Source organism: Microbacterium sp. ZOR0019, from assembly GCF_000800925.1.
Lineage (GTDB): Bacteria > Actinomycetota > Actinomycetes > Actinomycetales > Microbacteriaceae > Microbacterium > Microbacterium aurugineum.
Window position 1 is genome coordinate 1 of sequence record NZ_JRKC01000041.1, and the last position, 18,289, is coordinate 18,289.

Genomic DNA, 18,289 nt, shown 5'->3' on the forward strand with positions numbered 1-18,289 from the left:
GGGCGGGCGGGCGGTGGGGGTCAGCCGCGCAGGTACACCGTCGCGGTCTCGGTGTAGAACTCCCGGGCCGCGCCGCCCTGCTCCTTCGGGCCGAGGGCACTGGCACCGCTCCCCCCGAACGGCACGTGCAGGTCGGCGCCGGCCGAAGCCGAGTTGACGTGCACCACCCCGACGCGAATGTCCTCGATCGCGCTGAGCGCTTCGGCCAGTCCGGTCGTGAACACGGCGGTCGAGAGTCCGTACTCGCTGTCGTTCACGAGCTCGATGCCTTCCGCGGTGGACGAGACGCGGCGGACCCCGATGACCGGGCCGAAGAGTTCCTCGGTCCACAATTCGCCCGGATCCGCCTCGTTCAGCTCGAAGATCGACGGGGGGATGAAGTACCCCTCGGCGAGCTCACCGGAGGAGTACGGCCCGGCGTCGACGACCGCTCTCGCCGTGGTCCGGGCGCGCACCAGAGCGGCGGCCACGCGATCGCGCGCTCCGGCATCGACCACGGGCCCCACCTCGACGCCCTCGTCCTGCGCATCGCCCACGACCATCCGCTCGGTGCGGATCGCGAGTCGTCGCAAGAACTCGTCCGCCACAGCCTCGTGCACGATCACTCGGGAGGTCGCGGTGCACTTCTGTCCGGCCGCGCGGAAGGCTCCGACCGCCACCTGCTCCACCGCGACGTCGAGGTCGGCGTCGGCGAGGACGAGAGCCGCGTTCTTCCCACCGAGCTCCCCCTGGAACGGAACACCGCGGGCGGCGAGCTGCGCGGCGATGATCCTGCCGACCTTCGTGGAACCGGTGAACGTGACGGCATCCACGTCGGGATGCGACACGATGGCCTCCCCCACGCCGGCGTCGCCGTTCACGAGGTTCAGGACACCCTGCGGAAGCCCGGCCTGCTCGAGCGCCTGGGCGAACCGCATCGCGAGCAGGGGGACGAAGGTCGCCGGCTTCCAGACCACCGTGTTCCCCCAGACCAGGGCGGGGGCCAGCTTCCAGGTCGGGATCGAGATCGGGAAGTTGAACGGGGTGATGGCCCCGATCACCCCGACCGGGCGACGGATGACGAGGATGCGCTCTCCGGGACTCGGCGACTCGAACAGGCCGCCGCTCTGACGCTCGACCTCCTGCGCGTGGAAGCGGAGGATGTTCGCGGCATGCCCGGTCTCGCCGATCGCCTCGACGAGCGTCTTCCCTTCCTCCCGCGCGAGCTCGCGCCCCCACTCCTCGCGATTCGCGTGGATGATGTCGGCCGCTCGCAGCAGGATCGCGGCCCGCGCCCTGGCGGGAGTCCGGCGCCATCCGTCGAGTGCGGCTCGTGCACCGGCGAAGGCACGGTCGACGTCGGCCGCGGACGCACCGGGGCCCCGGCCGACGATATCGCCGGGTCGGCTCGGGTTGACGTCGACCAGGAGCGGTCCCTCACCGGTGACCCAGGTCCCGTCGATGAAGTGTCGGAGATCGTACGTGGTGGCCATCATGCTCCTTCGGAGTCGGTGCTGCGGAACGCGGAGAAACCGGTGATGTGCGCCCCGAGCACGAGCGTGTGCACCTCGTCGGTGCCCTCGTAGGTACGGACGGACTCGAGGTTCGCGGCGTGACGCAGTGGCGAGTGGTCGCCGGAGATGCCGTTGCCGCCGAGGATCGTCCTCGCCTCACGCGCGATCGCGATGGCCGCTCGGGTGTTGCTGAGCTTCGCGACCGAGATCTGATGCGGCTCCAGTCGCCCGGCGTCCTTGAGCCGTCCGAGTCGCAGGGCGACCAACTGCGCCTTCTCGATCTCGACCGCCATGTCGACCAGCTTCTGCTGGGTGAGCTGGAACGCGGCGATGGGCTGGTTGAACTGGATGCGCGACCGGGCGTATGTCAGCGCCGCGTCGTAGCTGTCGCGTGCGGCACCGATCACCCCCCAGCCGATGCCGTACCGCGCCTCGTTCAGGCACGAGAACGGCGCACGCAGCCCCCGCGCCCCCGGCAACAAGGCATCGGCGGGCAGCCTCACATCCGTCATCGTGATGTCGCACTGGATCGAGGCCCTCATCGACAGCTTCGGGGCGATGGGCGTCGCCACGAAGCCCGCCGTGTCCGTCGGGACGAGGAAGCCGCGCACCCCCTCGTCCGTCTGCGCCCAGATGATCGCGACCTGGGCGATGGAGGCGAGCCCGATCCAGCGCTTCGCACCGTTGAGCACCCAGCCGTCTCCGTCGCGACGGGCGAAGGTGGTCATGCTGGAGGGGTCGGATCCGGAGTTGGGCTCGGTGAGGCCGAAGCAGCCGATGACCTCTCCCCGCGCCATCCGCGGGAGCCACTCCTGCTTCTGCTCCTCGCTGCCGTGCTTGTGGATCGCACTCATCGCGAGCGAGCCCTGCACGGAGACGAAGGTGCGCAGACCGGAGTCGCCCGCCTCGAGCTCCATCGCCGCGATCCCGTACTCGACGGCGCTGCGGCCGCCGCATCCGTATCCGTCGAGGTGCATGCCCAGCACGCCCAGCTCGGCGAGCTCCGGGACGAGCTCGGTCGGGAAGACGGCGCGGTCGTACCAGTCGGCGATGTGGGGGCGGATGCGCGTGTCGACGAAAGCGCGCACGCGGTCGCGCGTGGCCCGTTCGTCCTCGGTGAGGAGCTCGTCGAAGTCGAGCAGGTCGGGAACGGTCATGCGGCGGCCTCCTCGGCGACGACGGTGCGGATGGATGCGGTCAGGATGTCCAGGCCGGCCTCCAGGACAGCCTCTTCGATCACCAGGGGTGGGAGCAACCGGATGACGTTGCCGTGCGTGCCGCAGGTGAGGGCGATCACCCCCGCCGCATGGCATGCCGCAGCGACCCGCTGGGCGAGGTCGGGACGAGGGGCGAGCGTTCCCGGATCCGCGAACTCGACGGCCATCATCGCACCGCGCCCACGGACCTCGGCGACCACGGCGAGCTCGTCGACCAGGGGCTCGAGATGCCGACGGATCGAGCGCTCGATGCCGGTCACCCCCGGCAGGAGCCCCGGATCGTCGAGCACCTCGAACACGGCGAGCGCAGCCGCGCACGCCAGCGGATTGCCCGCGTAGGTGCCGCCGAGCCCGCCGGGATGGGCGGCGTCCATGATGTCCGCGCGCCCCGTCACGGCACTCAACGGCAGGCCACCTCCGAGCGCCTTCGCGGTGAGGGTGATGTCACCGGCGATGCCCTCGTGCGCGCTCGCGAACAGCGTCCCGGTGCGGCCGAGTCCGGACTGGATCTCGTCGACGACGAGGACGATCCCGTAGGCATCGGCGATCCGGCGGAGGCCGGGGAGGAACCCGGGAGCCGGAACGACGAAGCCGCCCTCGCCCTGGATCGGTTCGACGACCAGGGCGGCGAAGTGCTCCGGGCCGTGCTCCGCGATGAGCCGCTCGATCTCGGCGAGGGCCGCATCCGCCCCCTGCCCGCGCAGCGGATTCGCGTTGGGGGCGCGGACCACGGCCTCGGGGAAGGGCCCGAAGCCCGTCTTGTAGGGGTGTTCCTTCGCGGTCATCGCCATCGTCAGGAGCGATCGACCGTGGTACGCCTCGTCGATCACGAGCACGGCGGGACGACCGGTGTGGGCCCGCGCGATCTTGACGGCGTTCTCCACGGCTTCGGCGCCGGTGCTGAACAGTGCGGTGCGCTTGTCGAAGTCGCCGGGTGTGTGCTCGTTCAGCCACTCCGCGACGCGGACGAAGCCCTCGTACTCGGTCACCATGAAGCACGTGTGCGTGAACCGGTCGAGTTGCGCGGCGACCTCGGCGCGCACGACGGGGTTCGCCGCCCCCACACTGGTCACCGCGATGCCGGATGCGAGGTCGATGAGGGTGTTCCCGTCGACGTCCTCGAGCGTCGAGGTGCCGGCTCGCTCGATGAAGACCGGGAGGGTGATGCCGAAGCCGGAGGCGACGGCGGCTTCGCGCTGGGCATGGAGCTCGCGTGACCGGGGTCCGGGGATCTCGGTGCGCAGGTGAGGAACAGTCGTCATGGGCTCGACGCTAGAAGCTCAGACGCCCGAGAGGACGAACACTTCGCCCAGTCTTGGCAGATTCACTGTGCATCCCGCACACTGGATGCATGGTCTCCCTCGGCGAGCTGGTCAGCACGGCGGGCACCGCGCTGCGCCCGCTCGCGCCGTTCGACGCCGCGCGGACGATCACGGGCGTGCACGTGTCGGAGCTCGACGATCCCGGCCGCTACCTGGACGGCGGAGAGCTGCTGCTCACCACGGGCATCCCGCTGCGCAGCCGACCGATGGACGCCTATGTGGATCGACTCGATGCGCAGGACGTCGGTGCGATCGGGATCGGCCTCGGCGAGGGCTGGGACGATCCTCCGGCCGCGCTCGTCGACCGATGTCGGACGCTCGGCATCCCGGTGTTCGCCGTCCCGGACGGAGCGCCCTTCCTCGATGTCTCGCGGGCGTTCTGGTCGATCACCGGACGGGGCGGACACGATGAAGCCCTGCGCACCGCCCACACGCACACGCGACTGGTCCAAGCCGCGGCCGGCCGCGATCCCGTCGCCTCGATCCTGCGCCAGATGTCGCAGGCGATCGGCGGATGGGTGGCCTGGCTCCCTTTCGGACCGGGGGCGTCGCTCGGAACACTGCATCCACCCTCCCTCGAAGGCCTCCTGCCCGCGGTGCGGGTCGATGTGGAGCGATCGCTCCTCCGATCCGGAGTCGAGGCCGCCTCCTTCGTGTCCCAGGGGTCCGCGGTCGTGGCTCACGCGGTCACGGACGGCGAGCACACGCGCGGGGCCCTCGCCATCGGAGCCGGCCGCCCCCTCGCACGGGCGGACCGTCAGCTCGCCCTCACCGCGAGCGCGCTCCTGCGACTGGTCACCTCGCCGACGGCCGGCGCCCGACGAGCCGAAGGGTGGTTCACCGCCCTGGCGCTGCGGGGAGACACAGCCGCGGCGCGCGCGCTGGCGGCCGTCGCCGACCTCGACCTGCCGTTGGAGTTCCGCGTCCTCGTGGGGGCCCCGGATCCGAGCATCTTCTCGGCCGAGTCGGACGGCGTGGTCGTCGCACTCCTCGACCCCGATGAGCACCCCTCCGCCGGGTCCGGAGTGCTCAGCGCTCCGGTCACCCTCGACGACGTCCCCGCCGCGGCCGCTCGCGCGCTGGCCCTGCACCGTCGCGCGCCGGACACCGCTCTCGTGATCGAACCGGAGTCGCGCGCCGCAGGGTGGGCGGACCTGCTCGCGGCGACGGACCCGATGCTGTTGCGCACCGTGACGTCGTATCTCCGGCATCGCCACCAGGCGGAGCGCACCGCCCGGGAGCTCGGGGTGCATCGCAACACCGTCCGCCCCCGCATCGCCGCCGCAGAGAGCCTGCTCGGCGTCACGCTGGACGATCCCGATGTCGCCGCCGAACTGTGGTTGGCGATCCGGGATCGATCCGTCTAGTCGGGGCCGTCGAGCCAGGCCCGCACGCGGTCGTCGTGTTCGCCCAGCCGGGGCGGAGGCGCCACCGACACGGGGATCTCCGGCTTCCAGGTGAGCGGTGACCGGATCTGGCGCGAACGACGGCCGTCCTCCCCGATCAGCTCCCGGACCGGGTCGAGGCCCAGACGCGTGGCGAGTTCGACGCCCTCGCCCACGGAGTTCACGACCCCCGCGGCGACGCCGATCTCGTTCAGCCGCTCCGCCCAGGCCGCAGCCGTATCCGTGACCAGCGCGCCCTCCAGCTCCACGACGAGATCCTCCCGGTTCGCGACACGGTCCGGGTTGCGACGGAAGCGCTCGTCGTCGATGAGCTCCGGCCGACCGAGCGCGGTGACCATCTTCGCGAACTGGGCATCGTTGCCGCAGGCGACCGCGATCGGCGCATCGGCGCAACGCAGCGACTCGTAGGGGGCGATCGACGGATGTCGGTTTCCGAGCCGCCCCGGCTCCGCGCCCGCTCCGAGGTGCGCGGACATCTGGTTCACCAGGGCCGCCTGGAGACTCGAGAGCAGGTTCACCTCGATCCTCGATCCGTGCCCGGTCAGTTCGCGTCGACGCAGCGCGGCGAGGATGCCGATCACCGCGTCCTTGCCGGTGAGCACGTCGACGAGCGCGACCCCCGCCTTCATGGCCTCGCCGTCGGTCTCACCGGTGATGTGCATGAGACCGCCCACCGCCTGCGCGACGAAGTCGTAGCCGGGAAGCGATGCCCCTGCGCCGAGACCGAAGCCGCTGACCGACACCGAGATGAGACGCGGATGGGCCGCCGCGAGCTTCTCCTCATCGAATCCCAGGGCGGCGAACAGTCCCGGCCGGAAGTTCTCGATCACGATGTCGCTGCGGGCGATGAGTTCGAGCGCTCTGTCGCGATCTCCGGCGTCGGTGAGGTCGAGCGTGACCGACTCCTTGCCCCGGTTGGCGGACTCGAAGTACGTCGTCATGCCGGACTCCGCGTACGGCGGCCCCCATGCCCGGGTGTCGTCTCCCGTGCCCGGGCGCTCAACCTTGATCACGCGCGCCCCGAGGTCGGCCAACGTCATCGTCGCCAGGGGCCCGGCGAGCACACGGGAGAAATCGGCGACCACGATGCCGTCGAGCGGTGCGGTCATGCGTGCACCCGCAGCGGGTGGGCGGTGGAGTCCCGCGCGACGACGGAGATCGGGAACTCGACGTCCGTGCCCGGCGCGGCACGCCCCTCGATCAGGTCGATGAGCAGCTCGGCGCAGGCGACCCCGGAGTCTCGAGGCCGCAGATCGATCGACGTGATCGACGGGGTCAGGAAGGGCAGCGAGGGGTGGTCGACGCACGAGACCACCGTGATGTCCTGACCGACCGTCCGCCCCTGTCGTCCGAGGACGGCGGCGACCTCGATCGCACTGGAGTCCGGACCGCAGATGATCACGTCCGTGTCCGGATGCGCCTGGAGGACCCGCTCCGTCGCCACCCTGACGTCGGGCCACGATGCTTCGAAGGAGACGGGGGCGATGACCGGATCGAATCCGCGGGTCGCACACCCCTTCCGATAGCCGGAGACCAGCTGGCGCGACCAGTCGGTGGCGTCGGGCGCGACCAACAGCACGGGGTGCCGGGCGCCGGTCACATCGATCTCGTCGAGGAGCCGGAGCATGCCCGCCTCATGCGAAGACCACACGACACCCGCCGGCACGCCGTCGACATCGTCCGGGAGGTGCTCCTGGGTGACGACGGGGATCCCCGACGCCATCAGCGCCGGCAGCCCGGGGTCTCCGGAGAGCGGGTCGCCGATGATGAGTCCGTCGGCACGGATCGGACGTGAACGGCCAGACGAGACGGAGGGGCTCACGATCGTCACGTCGATGTCGTGAGCGGCCGCGCTGGTGACGATGCCGAACGTGAAAGCCATGTAGTACGCCGACCGCGACACGACCTCAGGAAGCACGATGCCGATCGTGCCGATGCTGCCGCCGCGCAGATGCCGGGCTGCGGTGTTCACCGAGTAGCCGAGTTCCGCCGCCGCGGCCAGGACGGCCTCCCTGGTGGGCTGCGAGACGCGCCCGACGCCGCTCAGCGCATCGGACGCCGTGGTCTTCCCGACCCCCGCGCGCCGTGCGACGTCGATCAATCTGACCCGTCGTGGCTCTTGCATGCGGCCGAGTCTAACCACACGGAGCACGTCGTAATCCACTCGAAACACATCAGGTCTTGCGCTGAAACACATTCATCGCATACTTTTGCCGGAACGTTCCGGCACGCAGACGTTCCCGAACTCACATCCGATGGAGACTCCATGAACTGCAGCTGTTCCCCGTCCGACCACGTCCAGCGTTCGCGCCCGCTCGGAGACGAATCCGGTGCGCCGTACGCGACGCTCTCCGCGGACGAGCTGCAGCGGGTCTCCGAGACGCTGCGTGCCCACGGCGCACTGGGGGAGGCGCAGCGGATCGCCTACGTCGGACTCGATGAGCCGGACCGCACCGAGGTCGCCGCCGGGCGCCCCGTCCCCCGCCGCGCCCGTGTCCAGCTGCTCGAGACCGACACCGGACGCGCTCGTGCCCTCTCGGTCGACATCGGCACCGGCGAGATCGTCACGGACGTCGACATCGACCCGGAGCACGACGGCCAGGTCCCCCTGCTCCAGGAGGAGCACGCGATCATCCGCGAGTTGATCGGCGCCGACGAGCGCTGGGCCGAAGCACTCGCCGCCCGGGGCATCGACGACCCGAGCACGGTCGCTCTGGCCGGGCTGTCAGCCGGGCGCTTCCCGATCGAGGGCGAGAGCGGGCGCCGACTCGCACGGGTGCTCGGACACCATCAGCCCACTCCACAGACCATGCCCTGGGCACATCCGATCGACGGACTGGTGGCATACGTCGACGTCGCCGCGCGCACCGTGGTCGATGTCATCGACGTGGGCGCGATGCCGATTCCACAGGAGACCGCGGACTATCACGTGCCCGGCACCTTCGGCCCGGAGCGGACCACGCAGAAGCCGATCGTCATCACCCAGCCCGAAGGACCGAGCTTCGCCTTCGAGGGAGACGTGATCACCTGGGAGAAGTGGTCGTTGCGCATCGGCTACGACATGCGCGAAGGACTCATCCTGCACGGCATCGGATTCGAGGACGAGGGCCGGGTCCGCCCCATCGTGCACCGCGCCTCGATCGCCGAGATGCTGGTGCCCTACGGCGACCCGGGGCCCGTGCGCTTCTGGCAGAACTACTTCGACACCGGTGAGTATCTCCTCGGCAGACTCGCGAACTCGCTGGAACTCGGCTGCGACTGCGTCGGCGACATCACCTACCTCGACGTCCCGATCGCCGACGCCCGCGGCAACGTGAAGGTGCTCCCGAACGTGATCTGCGTCCACGAGGAGGACGCCGGGGTGCTGTGGAAGCACACCGAGCAGTTCACGGGATCGAGCGACGTCCGCCGCCAGCGCCGACTCGTGATCTCGTTCTTCGTCACGGTGGGCAACTACGACTACGGCTTCTACTGGTACTTCTACCTGGACGGCAAGATCGAGTTCGAGGCCAAGGCCACCGGACTCGTGTTCACCGCCGCCTATGACGAGCGCACCGGCCGCTTCGCGAGCGAGCTGGCCCCGGGGCTCGCGGCGCCGTACCACCAGCACCTGTTCTGCGCGCGGCTGGACATGGCGGTCGACGACGGGCCTGCCGTCATCGACGAAGTCGACGTGCGGTCGCTCCCGATCTCCGACGACAATCTGCACGGCAGCGCGATCGGCTTCACCCGGACCCGGCTTCGCAGCGAGCTCGAGGGGCGGCGCCGGGCCGACGCGTCGGTCGACCGCACATGGCGGGTGAGCAGCGCGACGGCCACGAACCGGCTCGGTCGTCCCACCTCCTACGTCCTGACACCGGAGGGGAAGCCCGTCCTCCTCGCACGCCCCGAATCCGTGATCGCCTCGCGCGCCCGCTTCGCGACCGCCGATCTGTGGGTCACCGCGTACGACCCCGAGGAGCGTTATCCGGCCGGCGACGTCGTCAACCAGAGCGCACCGGAGCAGGGGCTGCCGGCCTTCGTCGCCGAGGACGCCTCGCTGGACGGCGCAGACCTCGTGCTGTGGCACACGTTCGGCCTCACGCACTTCCCGCGCACGGAGGACTGGCCCATCATGCCGGTCGACAGCTGCGGCTTCACGCTGAAACCCCACGACTTCTTCGACCGGAACCCGACCCTCGACGTTCCGGCCTCCCCCACCGCCTGCGCCTGCGCTCACGAGGACGCCGGCGCAGCCCGAACCGAGCACCACCTGCATCACCTCTCTGTCCGCCCGTCGTCGTCCGACGCCTGACCGGCCGTCGCCCGACATCCCGAAGGGAAACACCGACATGCACAAAGCAGCTCGTGCGGGGGTGGCCGTCGCCACCGTCGCCCTCCTCGCCCTCACCGGGTGCGCCGCCGGCGCCTCACCCGAAACCGAACCCACTCAGGACGAAGCCGCACCCGGCTTCCTCGCCGTCGCCGATGAGGCGTTCGACGGGGGCGGCGACCTCGTCGTCCAGGTCGACTACGACACCGCGGAGGCGAGCGGCCTCGACCCGCAGGGAGCCGCCACCGCCCGCTCCTGGATGCTCGAAGGGCTCTCCTACGAGACGCTCACGACGATCGATGAGAACCTCGACGTGGCGCCGAAGCTCGCCACGTCCTGGGAGACTCCGAGCGACACCGAGTACGTCTTCACCCTCGCCGATGACGCCGTGTTCTCGAACGGACGCCCGATGACCGCAGCCGATGTCGTCGGCAGCCTCCAGCGGCTGATCGACATCCCCACCACCTGGACCGGACAGCTCGGCCCGGTCGCCTCGATCGAGGAGACCGGAGACCTCGAGGTCACGGTCACGCTGTCCAGCCCCTATGCGCCGTTCCTCGCGGCTCTCGCGAACACCCCCGCCGCGATCCTGCCGATGGCGGAGATCGAGTCCGGCGAGGTCGACATCACCACGGAGATGCTCGGCACGGGCCCGCTCGTCGCGACCGCACACCGTCAGGACGAGGAGTGGGCGTTCGAGCCGAACGTCCACCACCCGGATGCCGATGCACTCGGCTTCTCCACCCTCACGGTCGACATCGTCGGCGACGAGGCGACGCGGGCGGCGGCGCTGCGCGACGGATCCGCCGACTTCGCGGTGCTCAACTCGATCGACTCCGCGGAACTCCTCGCCAACGCGGCGGATGTGACGGTGGTGGGACAGCGGAACACCGACTTCCACTACCTGATGATCAACTCCCTCACCGGCGACGACGCGCTGCAGGATGAGGACGTGCGCTTCGCGATCAACTCCGCCATCGACCGTGACGCGATCAACGAGCTCGCGTTCGGGGGGTCGACCGCCTCCACCGGCATCACCCCCGCCGTCCTGCCCGATGCCTGCCGCGCGGAGGATCTGCCTTCCGCGGCCCGGGACGTCGCCGCGGCCAAGTCCGTGATCGACGAGGTCGGCGGACTCGAGCTCGACCTCTTCGTCTACACCGACGAGCCGGTGCTCGCACAGATCGCTCAGGTGATGCAGCAGAATCTGGCGGAGATCGGCGTCAAGGTCGAGATCCAGCAGGTCGACTTCGCCACGTACTCCGCCAAGGTCTACGGCAGCCCCGCGGACTTCGACCTCGCGCTGAGCTGGTTCGCCGGGTACGCCGATCCCGCCATGGTCACGACGTGGTGGAACCCCGAGGTCGCCGGATTCTCCGCGGTCTTCATGAAGGGGAGCGACGAGCTCGACGCCCTCATCGAGGACGGGTACACCACCGCGCCGGGTGAGGAGCGGGCCGCGGTCTTCCAGGACCTCTGCACACTCGCCGACGAGCAGAGCGAGATGGTGCCCCTGGTGCTGCGCCCCTCCACCATCGGCTGGAACACGGCGTCGTTGTCCCCGACGCTCAGCAGCGACGAGGGCTACGGCAACTTCCTGCGCTACCTCACCGAGTTCCGCGCCAACTGACATGGCCGTCACTCTGTGGTCGCTCCGGCGCATCGGCGCCGCGCTGCTGACGCTGCTCGTCGTCTCGGTGCTGATCTTCGCCTCCGTGCGCCTCATGCCCGGCGACTACATCGACCTCGTCCTGGGTCCGCTCGCCACCGAGGCGCAGCGGGCCCAGGCGGTGGCCGCATCCGGGCTCGACGATCCGGTCGTCGCCCAGTACTTCCACTGGCTCTTCGGCGTCTTCACCGGCGACCTGGGATATTCCTTCGTGTCCAACGTCTCGGTGTCGGAGGAGTTCGGTGCGAGACTCCCGGTCACGGCGACGATCGCGTTGCTGACGATCATCGTGACCCTCCTGGTCGGCATCCCGCTCGGGTTCATCGCCGCGCTCCGCTCGGAGGGTTCGGCGGGCGCGGCGGGTCGTATCGTCAGCGCGCTCGGCATCAGCATCCCCGAGTTCCTCCTCGCGGGACTCGTGGTCTTCGCCGTGTCGACCCTCGGTCTCGGGGTGTCGCTCGGACGCTTCGCCCCCTTCGCCGTCGATCCGGCACGCTTCTTCGGATCGCTGGTGCTCCCGGTCACGGTTCTGTCCGTCGGCTGCGTGGCCGTGGTCGCCCGGAACACGAGGGATGCCGTCATGAACGTCCTCGTCGAGCCGCACGTGCAGGCAGCCGTCGCACGCGGGGAGACACCCGGATTCATCGTGCGGCACCACGTGCTGCGCAACGCGGCGGCTCCCATCCTCACGATCGTGGGGGCACTGGTCGCCGTCCTGCTCGGAGGCACCGTGATCGTCGAGTTCGTCTTCGACATCCCCGGCATGGGCTCGTATCTGCAGACCGCCCTCGGTCGACGCGACTACGCGATCGTGCAGAGCGCCGTGCTCCTCGCCGCGGTCGTCTTCATCGCCGCGAGCCTCATCGTCGACTTGATCGCCAATGCGCTGGATCCGCGCCTGCGCCTGACCGGAGGGAGCCGCCGATGACCATCGCACCCACGGCCGCCCATCGCATCCGCGCGGCCGGACAGTCATCCCGAGGCGCGTGGCGACGCAGCGATGCCGTCCTGCGCACGGCCGTGATCGTGCTGGGGGTGATCGTCGTCGCCACCGTGATCGCGGTCCTCTCCGGCCTGACCGGTTCCACCGATGCGACGGTCGCCGGGCGCCTCGAAGGCCCCTCGGCGATCGCTCCGCTCGGCACCGACAACCTCGGCCGCTCGCTGTTGCCTCGGCTCTTCCAGGGAACCGCGACGACGCTCGTGGTCTCCCTCATCGCGGTCCTCTGCTCCGCGGTGGTGAGCACGATCCTCGGAATGCTCGCGGGATACTACGGAGGCGCCGTCAACGAAGCGGTCATGCGCGTCGCGGACGTCCTGTACGCCTTCCCCGCGCTCGTGCTCGCGATCCTCGTGTCCGCGCTCATCGGCCCCGGTCGGCCCGCCGCGATCATCAGCATCGTCGTGATCACGATCCCTCTCATGACCCGCGTCGTCCGCATCGCGACGAGAGGAGTCGCCGACCGCGACTTCATCGTGTCGGCGCGCATCAGCGGCGTGAGGACCCCCGTGATCTTCGCCCGACGGTTGCTGCCGAACATCGCGGGCACCATCGCCGTGCAGGCGAGCTATGCCCTGTCCGTCGCGATCCTCGTCGAGGGCGGACTGAGTTTCCTCGGCTTCGGCGTGCAGGTACCGGAGGCTTCTCTCGGACTGCTCATCCAGCAGGGGATGCTCTACATGACACAGGCGCCGCAACTCCTCATCATCCCCGGCATCGTGCTGGTGATCTCGATCCTGTGCATCAACATCATCGGCGACGGACTCCGAGACCGATTCGAACCGCGAGAGACGAGGTCCCTCCGATGACCGCCGTACGCATCAGCGACCTGGCCCTGGACTTCACCGGGACCACCACCGTCCGCGCGCTGGACGGCGTCGACCTCGACGTCGCCGCCGGGAGTTCGATGGCCATCGTCGGCGAGTCCGGGTCGGGCAAGTCCACCCTCGCCGCCGTGATCGGACGGCTCCAGCCGAAGTCCGCACAGATCGTGCGCGGAGAGCTCGAGGTCGACGGCATCGACGTGCGGAGCCTCGACCACGATGCGCTGCGCGCCTACCGCCGCGACACGCTCGCCTACATCGCCCAGGATCCGATCGGGTCCCTCGACCCGACGATGCGGATCGGTGCGCAGTTGAGGCTCGTGCTGCGGGCCATCGGCGACGACGACGGCCTGCCCCGGCAGCTCGCGCTGCTGGAATCGATGAGGATCAGCGACCCCGCGCGGGTGGTGAGACTGTTCCCGCACCAGATCTCCGGTGGCATGGCGCAGCGCGTGGCGATCGCGATGGCGATGTGTCGCCGGCCGAAACTGCTCATCGCCGACGAGCCGACCGCGGCGCTCGACAGCCAGGTCCGCGAAGAGGTCATCCGGCTGCTGTTCACCCAGGCACGGGAGCAGAAGACGACGATCCTCTGGCTCAGCCACGATCTGCCCGCCGTCGCGCGCTGGTGCGACGAGGTGGCCGTGATGTACGCCGGACGCGTCGTGGAGCGCGGTCCCGCCGCCGCCGTGCTCGGTCGTCCCGTCCACCCCTACGCCCGCGCCCTCGCCGCCACCGATCCCTCCCGGGCACGACGCGGCGAGCGCCTGTCCAGCATCCCGGGCTCCCCGCCGGTCCTGCATGGCGAGGCTGAGGGATGCGCCTTCGCCGCGCGCTGCGCTCACCGGATCGACGCGTGCGAGGTGGTCCGCCCCGATCCCGTGCCCCCGCGGCACAGCCTGTGCATCCGCGCCGCCGAACTCGGTGAAGCGGACCGCCGAGCCGGCCTGGTGCCGGACGAAGGGGTGATCGTATGAGCGACGCGAGCGCACCCGCGATCGAACTCGACGACGTCAGCCTCGCCTTCTCCTCCGGTATCGGTGCGAGTCGGCGCACGGTCACGGCGATGGCACACGTGTCGTTCTCGGTCGCCCCCGGAGAGACACTCGGCCTCGTCGGCGAATCCGGTTCGGGCAAGACGACCACGGGCTCGGTGGTCCTGGGCCTGCAGCGCCCCGACACCGGCACCGTGCGGTTCCAAGGCGCGCCACTCGCCCGCAGTCTGCGCTCCCGCGCCGGTCGCATGCAAGCGGTCCTCCAGCACCCTCGCTGGGCGCTCGATCCACGTTCCACCGTCCTGTCCTCGGTCCTCGAACCGCTCCTCGTGCACGAGCGGCGCACCCCCGCGGTCGAGCACCGTGCCATCGCGATGCTCGAACAGGTCGGGCTCCCCGCCTCCTTCGCCGCCCGCCGACCGCATCAGCTCTCCGGTGGTCAGCTGCAGCGTGTGAGCGTGGCCCGTGCCCTCGTCACCCGTCCGGCGTTCATCGTCTTCGACGAAGCGGTCAGCGCGCTCGACGTCTCCGTGCAGGCGCAGATCCTGAACCTCATCCAGGATCTGCAGGCCGAGCACGGCTTCGCCGCCCTGTTCATCTCGCACGACCTCGCCGCCGTCCGCTACATCTCCCACCACGTGGCGGTGATGCGCGCCGGCGAGATCGTCGAGCACGCGCCGACCGACGTGTTCTACGACCTGCCCAGCCATCCCTATTCGCGTCAACTCTTCCAGGAGCTCTCATCGTGACCGACACCCACCGCCTCGCCCCCGTCCTTTCCGCCGGGCCGCGCCTCTCCAACGACGATTTCGCCCTCTCCCCCGTCCACGGCACCGACCGCGGTCTGGTCGAGTACGACTTCCCCGGGGTCCTCCTCGGGACCGCCGAGTACGCGGAGGGACCAACCGGCGCGACGGTCGTCTCGATCCCGGCGGGCGCTCGCACCTTCACCGACCGACGCGGAGGCGCCGTCGGTGCGAGCGGTCTCTACGGCTACAACCATGCGATCTGCCTCGCCGGCGGGTCCGTGTACGGGCTCTCCGCCGTCGCGGGAGTGTCCGAGGAGCTGTTCGCGCGTGTGGACCACCGGTCCGGCTTCGACCAGCTCCAGCTGGTGTCGGGGGCGATCATCTACGACTACTCGGTCCGCGACAACTCGGTGTTCCCCGACGCCGCGCTCGGCAAGGCCGCGCTGCGGGCCGCGCGTGAAGGCGTCGTGGAGGTCGGACGCGTCGGTGGCGGGGCGTCGGCGTCGTCCGGCAAGGTCGATCCCGCGCGTGTCGAGTTCACCGGTCAGGGCGTCGCCTTCCGCCAGGTCGGCGATGTGAAGGTCCTCGTCGTGACGGTGCTCAACCCCTACGGTGTGATCCTCGACCGGGAGGGGCGCATCATCCGCGGCAATTACGACGACGCGACCGGAGAACGCCGCCACCCCGCACGCGACTACGAAGAGGCCATCGGCGAATCACGGCTGCTGGATTCCATGGCCGGCAACACCACGATCACGGCCGTGGTCACCAACGTGCAGCTGTCCGACGTCGAGCTGAAGCAGTTCGGACTCCAGGTGCACAGCTCGATGCACCGCGGCATCCAGCCGTTCCACACCCCGCTCGACGGCGACACGCTGTTCGCCCTCACCACCGACGAGGTCGCGCTACCCGAAGACCCCGGATCCTCCCGCGGGCGGCTCTCGCTGAACTCGACCGCGGTCGCGACCCTCGCCGGCGAGACCGCGTGGGACGCGATCCTCTGCGCGGCGGGCTGACCGTGTACGAGTTCGAGAAGTACCTCGCCCCGTCGCAGCACGAGGTGAACGAGCTCGTCCGGCGACATCCGTTCGCGCTCATCGTGTCCAACGGCGGCGGCGAGTCCGGTGCTCCGACCGTCACCCACACGCCGGTCATCATCGAGCGCCTGGCCGATGACGGAGGCTTCGTCGGAGGCGAGCTCCTCGGACACGTCGCCCGCAAGAACCCGCAGTGGCAGCACCTCTCCGATGGCGACGCCGTGCTCCTGGTGTTCTCCGGCCCCCACGACTACGTCTCGCCCACGACGTACGCGGATGACCCGAACGTCCCGACCTGGGACTATGCGGCGGTGCACCTGACGGCACGGGTGACCGTGCTGGAGGACTCCGCAGACGGCATGCACGTCGTCACGCGGACCGTCGAGGAGCTGGAAGGACTGGAGCCCACGCGCTGGGACATGACGAGTTCGCTCCCCACGTTCGAGCGCATCGTCGGCGGCATCGTCTCGTTCCGCTTCGAGATCATCGAGCAGCGCGCGGTGTTCAAGGTCAGCCAGGACAAGCCGCTCGAGGTCAGACGACGTGTCGCCGCCGCCTCGCGCGCCCGAGGCTGCCCCTACGGAGACGTCGCCGAACTCGTCGAGCGCATCGGAGGAGAAGCATGATCATCCACGAGTGGACATCCGAAACCGCCGACCAGCGCGAAGAGGGCCACCGCTTCGGCCAGCACTGGGCACCGCAGCTGCGCGCGGCGCGCGATTCGTACCTCCGGCTGTTCCAGCAGTCCGGGGTCTCCGCGGAGCAGGCCAGGAGCATCGCCGACGAGTGCCGGGGCATGGTCGAGTCCTTCGCGCCCGAGGTCGCGGACGAGTTCCGTGGTGTCGCGGAAGGCAGTGGGCTGGCGCTCACCGACGTGCATCTGCTCACCGCCCGCACCGAGATCCTCGCCCGGATGACCCCGTCGATGGAATGCTCCACGATCGTCTACGTGCCCGACGACGCGAATCCTCCACGCACACTGCAGACGTGGGACTGGCATGAGACGCTCTCGAACGAGACGGTCGTCCGGCGGCTGCGCGCGGCATCCGGAGTCCGCGTCGTGACGTTCTCCGAGTTCGGGCAGCCGGCCAAGATCGGTGTCAACGACCGCGGTCTCGGCGTGCACTTCAACATCCTCCACCATCGCAGCGACGGGTCGCAGGCGGGTGTGCCGGTGCACGTGCTGGCACGGATGATGCTCGACGGGGCGCACGACGTGGCCGGCGCGGTCGCGATCGCCGAGTCCGTGCCCCTCGCCGCGTCCAGCGTCCTGACGGTGGTGTCGTTCGATGGCGTGACCCCCGAGGCCGCGGCCGTCGAGGTCTCACCCGCGGGAGTCGCCGTGCTCCCCGCCCCCCGCGGAAAGGCCCTCGCCCACACGAACCACTTCCTCGACGAGACGCTCGCCGCGGGCGAGTACTCCCCCTACGAGACGACGAGCGTGCCCCGGTATCGCTGTCTGACCGACGCGGCCGACCTCGCCCGCATCGTCGACGACCGTGAGCGGGCGGTCGCCTTCGGTGCGATCCCGGACGCCCCGATCTCGGTCCGCGCACGGCCGGAGGAGCCGGAGCACCTGCGCTGGGAGACGAAGCTCACCGTGGCGCTCGATGTCGCGCACGGAGCGATCGCATTCGCCGCAGCACCGCCGTCCGAGGTCGCCACGGCCCCGTGGCGGCGCGTCGGTGTGCTCGACGAGCGCGTGCCCGGCTGACGTGCACGCGGTCCTCCATGTCGTCGCACTCCTCCCCGCCGCGGTCGGGGTGGGCGCGCTCGTCGGCATGCGGCGGGATGCGGGACGCCCGGAGATCCTCGTCGCCGCCCTGATGCTCGCCGGCATGGCCGATGCGATGACGGTGTCGCTGCTCCCGCCGGTGCTGTGGTTCGCGGTGCTCGTCATCGTCGGGATCGTGCTCGCCGCCGTGCGCCGGGCGGTGCCGGTCCCCACCGCTCGTCCGGACGCGATGGTGTCGACGCATCTGGCTCTCGGTGTCATCACGACCGCGGTGCTCGTCCTCCTGATGCCCGGGATCCCGTCGCCCGCGGCGTCTCCGATCATCACGTCGCACGTGCACGGAGCCGTCGACACGATGCCGCTGCTGGTGAGTGCCGGGCTGGCGCTGGGGACGGTGATCCTCGCGGTGGTCGCGCTGCGGACGGAGCGCGCCTGGCCGCATCGGGTCCACCACGCGACCATGGCGGTGTCGACCGTCGCGATGTGCGCGATCGTCGCGACCTGACCCTCCCCCTTCCCCCGTCCCCCGT

Annotated in this window: 16 protein-coding genes; 11 read left to right on the forward strand and 5 right to left on the reverse strand. The window is 70.1% G+C overall.

From position 1 onward, the window contains the following. Positions 1 to 20: 20 nt before the first annotated feature. Genes L978_RS09130 through L978_RS09140 form a run of 3 tightly spaced genes read right to left on the reverse strand, consistent with a single transcriptional unit; the run spans position 21 to position 3,972 of the window. A complete protein-coding gene (locus L978_RS09130) occupies positions 21 to 1,472 on the reverse strand; it encodes an aldehyde dehydrogenase family protein (protein WP_047522619.1) in 1,452 nt (483 codons plus the stop codon). Next, positions 1,472 to 2,650 (reverse strand): acyl-CoA dehydrogenase family protein, encoded by a 1,179-nt coding sequence (locus L978_RS09135; protein WP_047522621.1) that lies wholly within the window; start codon positions 2,648 to 2,650, stop codon positions 1,472 to 1,474. The genes L978_RS09130 and L978_RS09135 overlap by 1 nt, the downstream gene beginning before the upstream one ends. After that, entirely contained in the window at positions 2,647 to 3,972 is a 1,326-nt protein-coding gene (locus tag L978_RS09140; RefSeq protein WP_047522622.1) for an aminotransferase class III-fold pyridoxal phosphate-dependent enzyme, read from the reverse strand. Before L978_RS09140 ends, L978_RS09135 begins: the two co-directional genes overlap by 4 nt. Positions 3,973 to 4,061: 89 nt before the next feature. Here L978_RS09140 and L978_RS09145 point away from each other — a divergent pair, with 89 nt between their 5' ends. Then, positions 4,062 to 5,399 carry a PucR family transcriptional regulator gene (locus L978_RS09145; protein ID WP_047522623.1) on the forward strand — a complete coding sequence of 446 codons (1,338 nt, stop codon included), beginning with the start codon at positions 4,062 to 4,064 and terminating at the stop codon, positions 5,397 to 5,399. On the opposite strand, the gene L978_RS09150 is transcribed toward L978_RS09145, so the two are convergent. Both L978_RS09150 and L978_RS09155 read right to left on the reverse strand, forming a co-directional pair. After that, positions 5,396 to 6,547 (reverse strand): CaiB/BaiF CoA transferase family protein, encoded by a 1,152-nt coding sequence (locus L978_RS09150; RefSeq protein WP_047522625.1) that lies wholly within the window; start codon positions 6,545 to 6,547, stop codon positions 5,396 to 5,398. The two genes, L978_RS09145 and L978_RS09150, sit on opposite strands and share 4 nt — an antisense overlap. Continuing rightward, positions 6,544 to 7,563: a LacI family DNA-binding transcriptional regulator gene (locus L978_RS09155; protein ID WP_047522627.1), complete on the reverse strand. Its 1,020-nt coding sequence runs from the start codon at positions 7,561 to 7,563 to the stop codon at positions 6,544 to 6,546. The genes L978_RS09150 and L978_RS09155 overlap by 4 nt, the downstream gene beginning before the upstream one ends. Positions 7,564 to 7,704: 141 nt before the next feature. Here L978_RS09155 and L978_RS09160 point away from each other — a divergent pair, with 141 nt between their 5' ends. From L978_RS09160 to L978_RS09205, 10 genes are read left to right on the forward strand one after another with little or no spacing between them, the layout of a single operon-like run. After that, a complete protein-coding gene (locus L978_RS09160) occupies positions 7,705 to 9,732 on the forward strand; it encodes a primary-amine oxidase (protein ID WP_081996983.1) in 2,028 nt (675 codons plus the stop codon). Positions 9,733 to 9,769: 37 nt separating this feature from the next. Further along, positions 9,770 to 11,380, forward strand: coding sequence for an ABC transporter substrate-binding protein (locus L978_RS09165; RefSeq protein WP_047522629.1), 1,611 nt, complete (start codon positions 9,770 to 9,772; stop codon positions 11,378 to 11,380). Position 11,381: 1 nt separating this feature from the next. After that, positions 11,382 to 12,347 carry an ABC transporter permease gene (locus tag L978_RS09170; RefSeq protein ID WP_047522631.1) on the forward strand — a complete coding sequence of 322 codons (966 nt, stop codon included), beginning with the start codon at positions 11,382 to 11,384 and terminating at the stop codon, positions 12,345 to 12,347. Next, positions 12,344 to 13,228 (forward strand): ABC transporter permease, encoded by an 885-nt coding sequence (locus L978_RS09175; RefSeq protein ID WP_052193482.1) that lies wholly within the window; start codon positions 12,344 to 12,346, stop codon positions 13,226 to 13,228. Before L978_RS09170 ends, L978_RS09175 begins: the two co-directional genes overlap by 4 nt. Further along, positions 13,225 to 14,220, forward strand: a complete 996-nt coding sequence (locus L978_RS09180; protein WP_081996984.1) for an ABC transporter ATP-binding protein — start codon at positions 13,225 to 13,227, stop codon at positions 14,218 to 14,220. Before L978_RS09175 ends, L978_RS09180 begins: the two co-directional genes overlap by 4 nt. Continuing rightward, positions 14,217 to 14,987, forward strand: coding sequence for an ATP-binding cassette domain-containing protein (locus tag L978_RS09185; protein WP_047522633.1), 771 nt, complete (start codon positions 14,217 to 14,219; stop codon positions 14,985 to 14,987). The genes L978_RS09180 and L978_RS09185 overlap by 4 nt, the downstream gene beginning before the upstream one ends. Beyond that, on the forward strand, positions 14,984 to 16,003 hold the full coding sequence (locus tag L978_RS09190) for a P1 family peptidase (RefSeq protein WP_231555033.1): 1,020 nt from the start codon (positions 14,984 to 14,986) through the stop codon (positions 16,001 to 16,003). Before L978_RS09185 ends, L978_RS09190 begins: the two co-directional genes overlap by 4 nt. Further along, complete coding sequence (locus L978_RS09195; RefSeq protein WP_052193484.1) at positions 15,973 to 16,650, forward strand: FMN-binding negative transcriptional regulator; 678 nt, start codon at positions 15,973 to 15,975, stop codon at positions 16,648 to 16,650. Before L978_RS09190 ends, L978_RS09195 begins: the two co-directional genes overlap by 31 nt. Further along, entirely contained in the window at positions 16,647 to 17,738 is a 1,092-nt protein-coding gene (locus tag L978_RS09200) for a C45 family autoproteolytic acyltransferase/hydolase (RefSeq protein WP_047522641.1), read from the forward strand. The genes L978_RS09195 and L978_RS09200 overlap by 4 nt, the downstream gene beginning before the upstream one ends. A gap of 1 nt (position 17,739) precedes the next feature. After that, positions 17,740 to 18,264 carry a hypothetical protein gene (locus tag L978_RS09205; RefSeq protein WP_047522643.1) on the forward strand — a complete coding sequence of 175 codons (525 nt, stop codon included), beginning with the start codon at positions 17,740 to 17,742 and terminating at the stop codon, positions 18,262 to 18,264. Positions 18,265 to 18,289 lie beyond the last annotated feature (25 nt).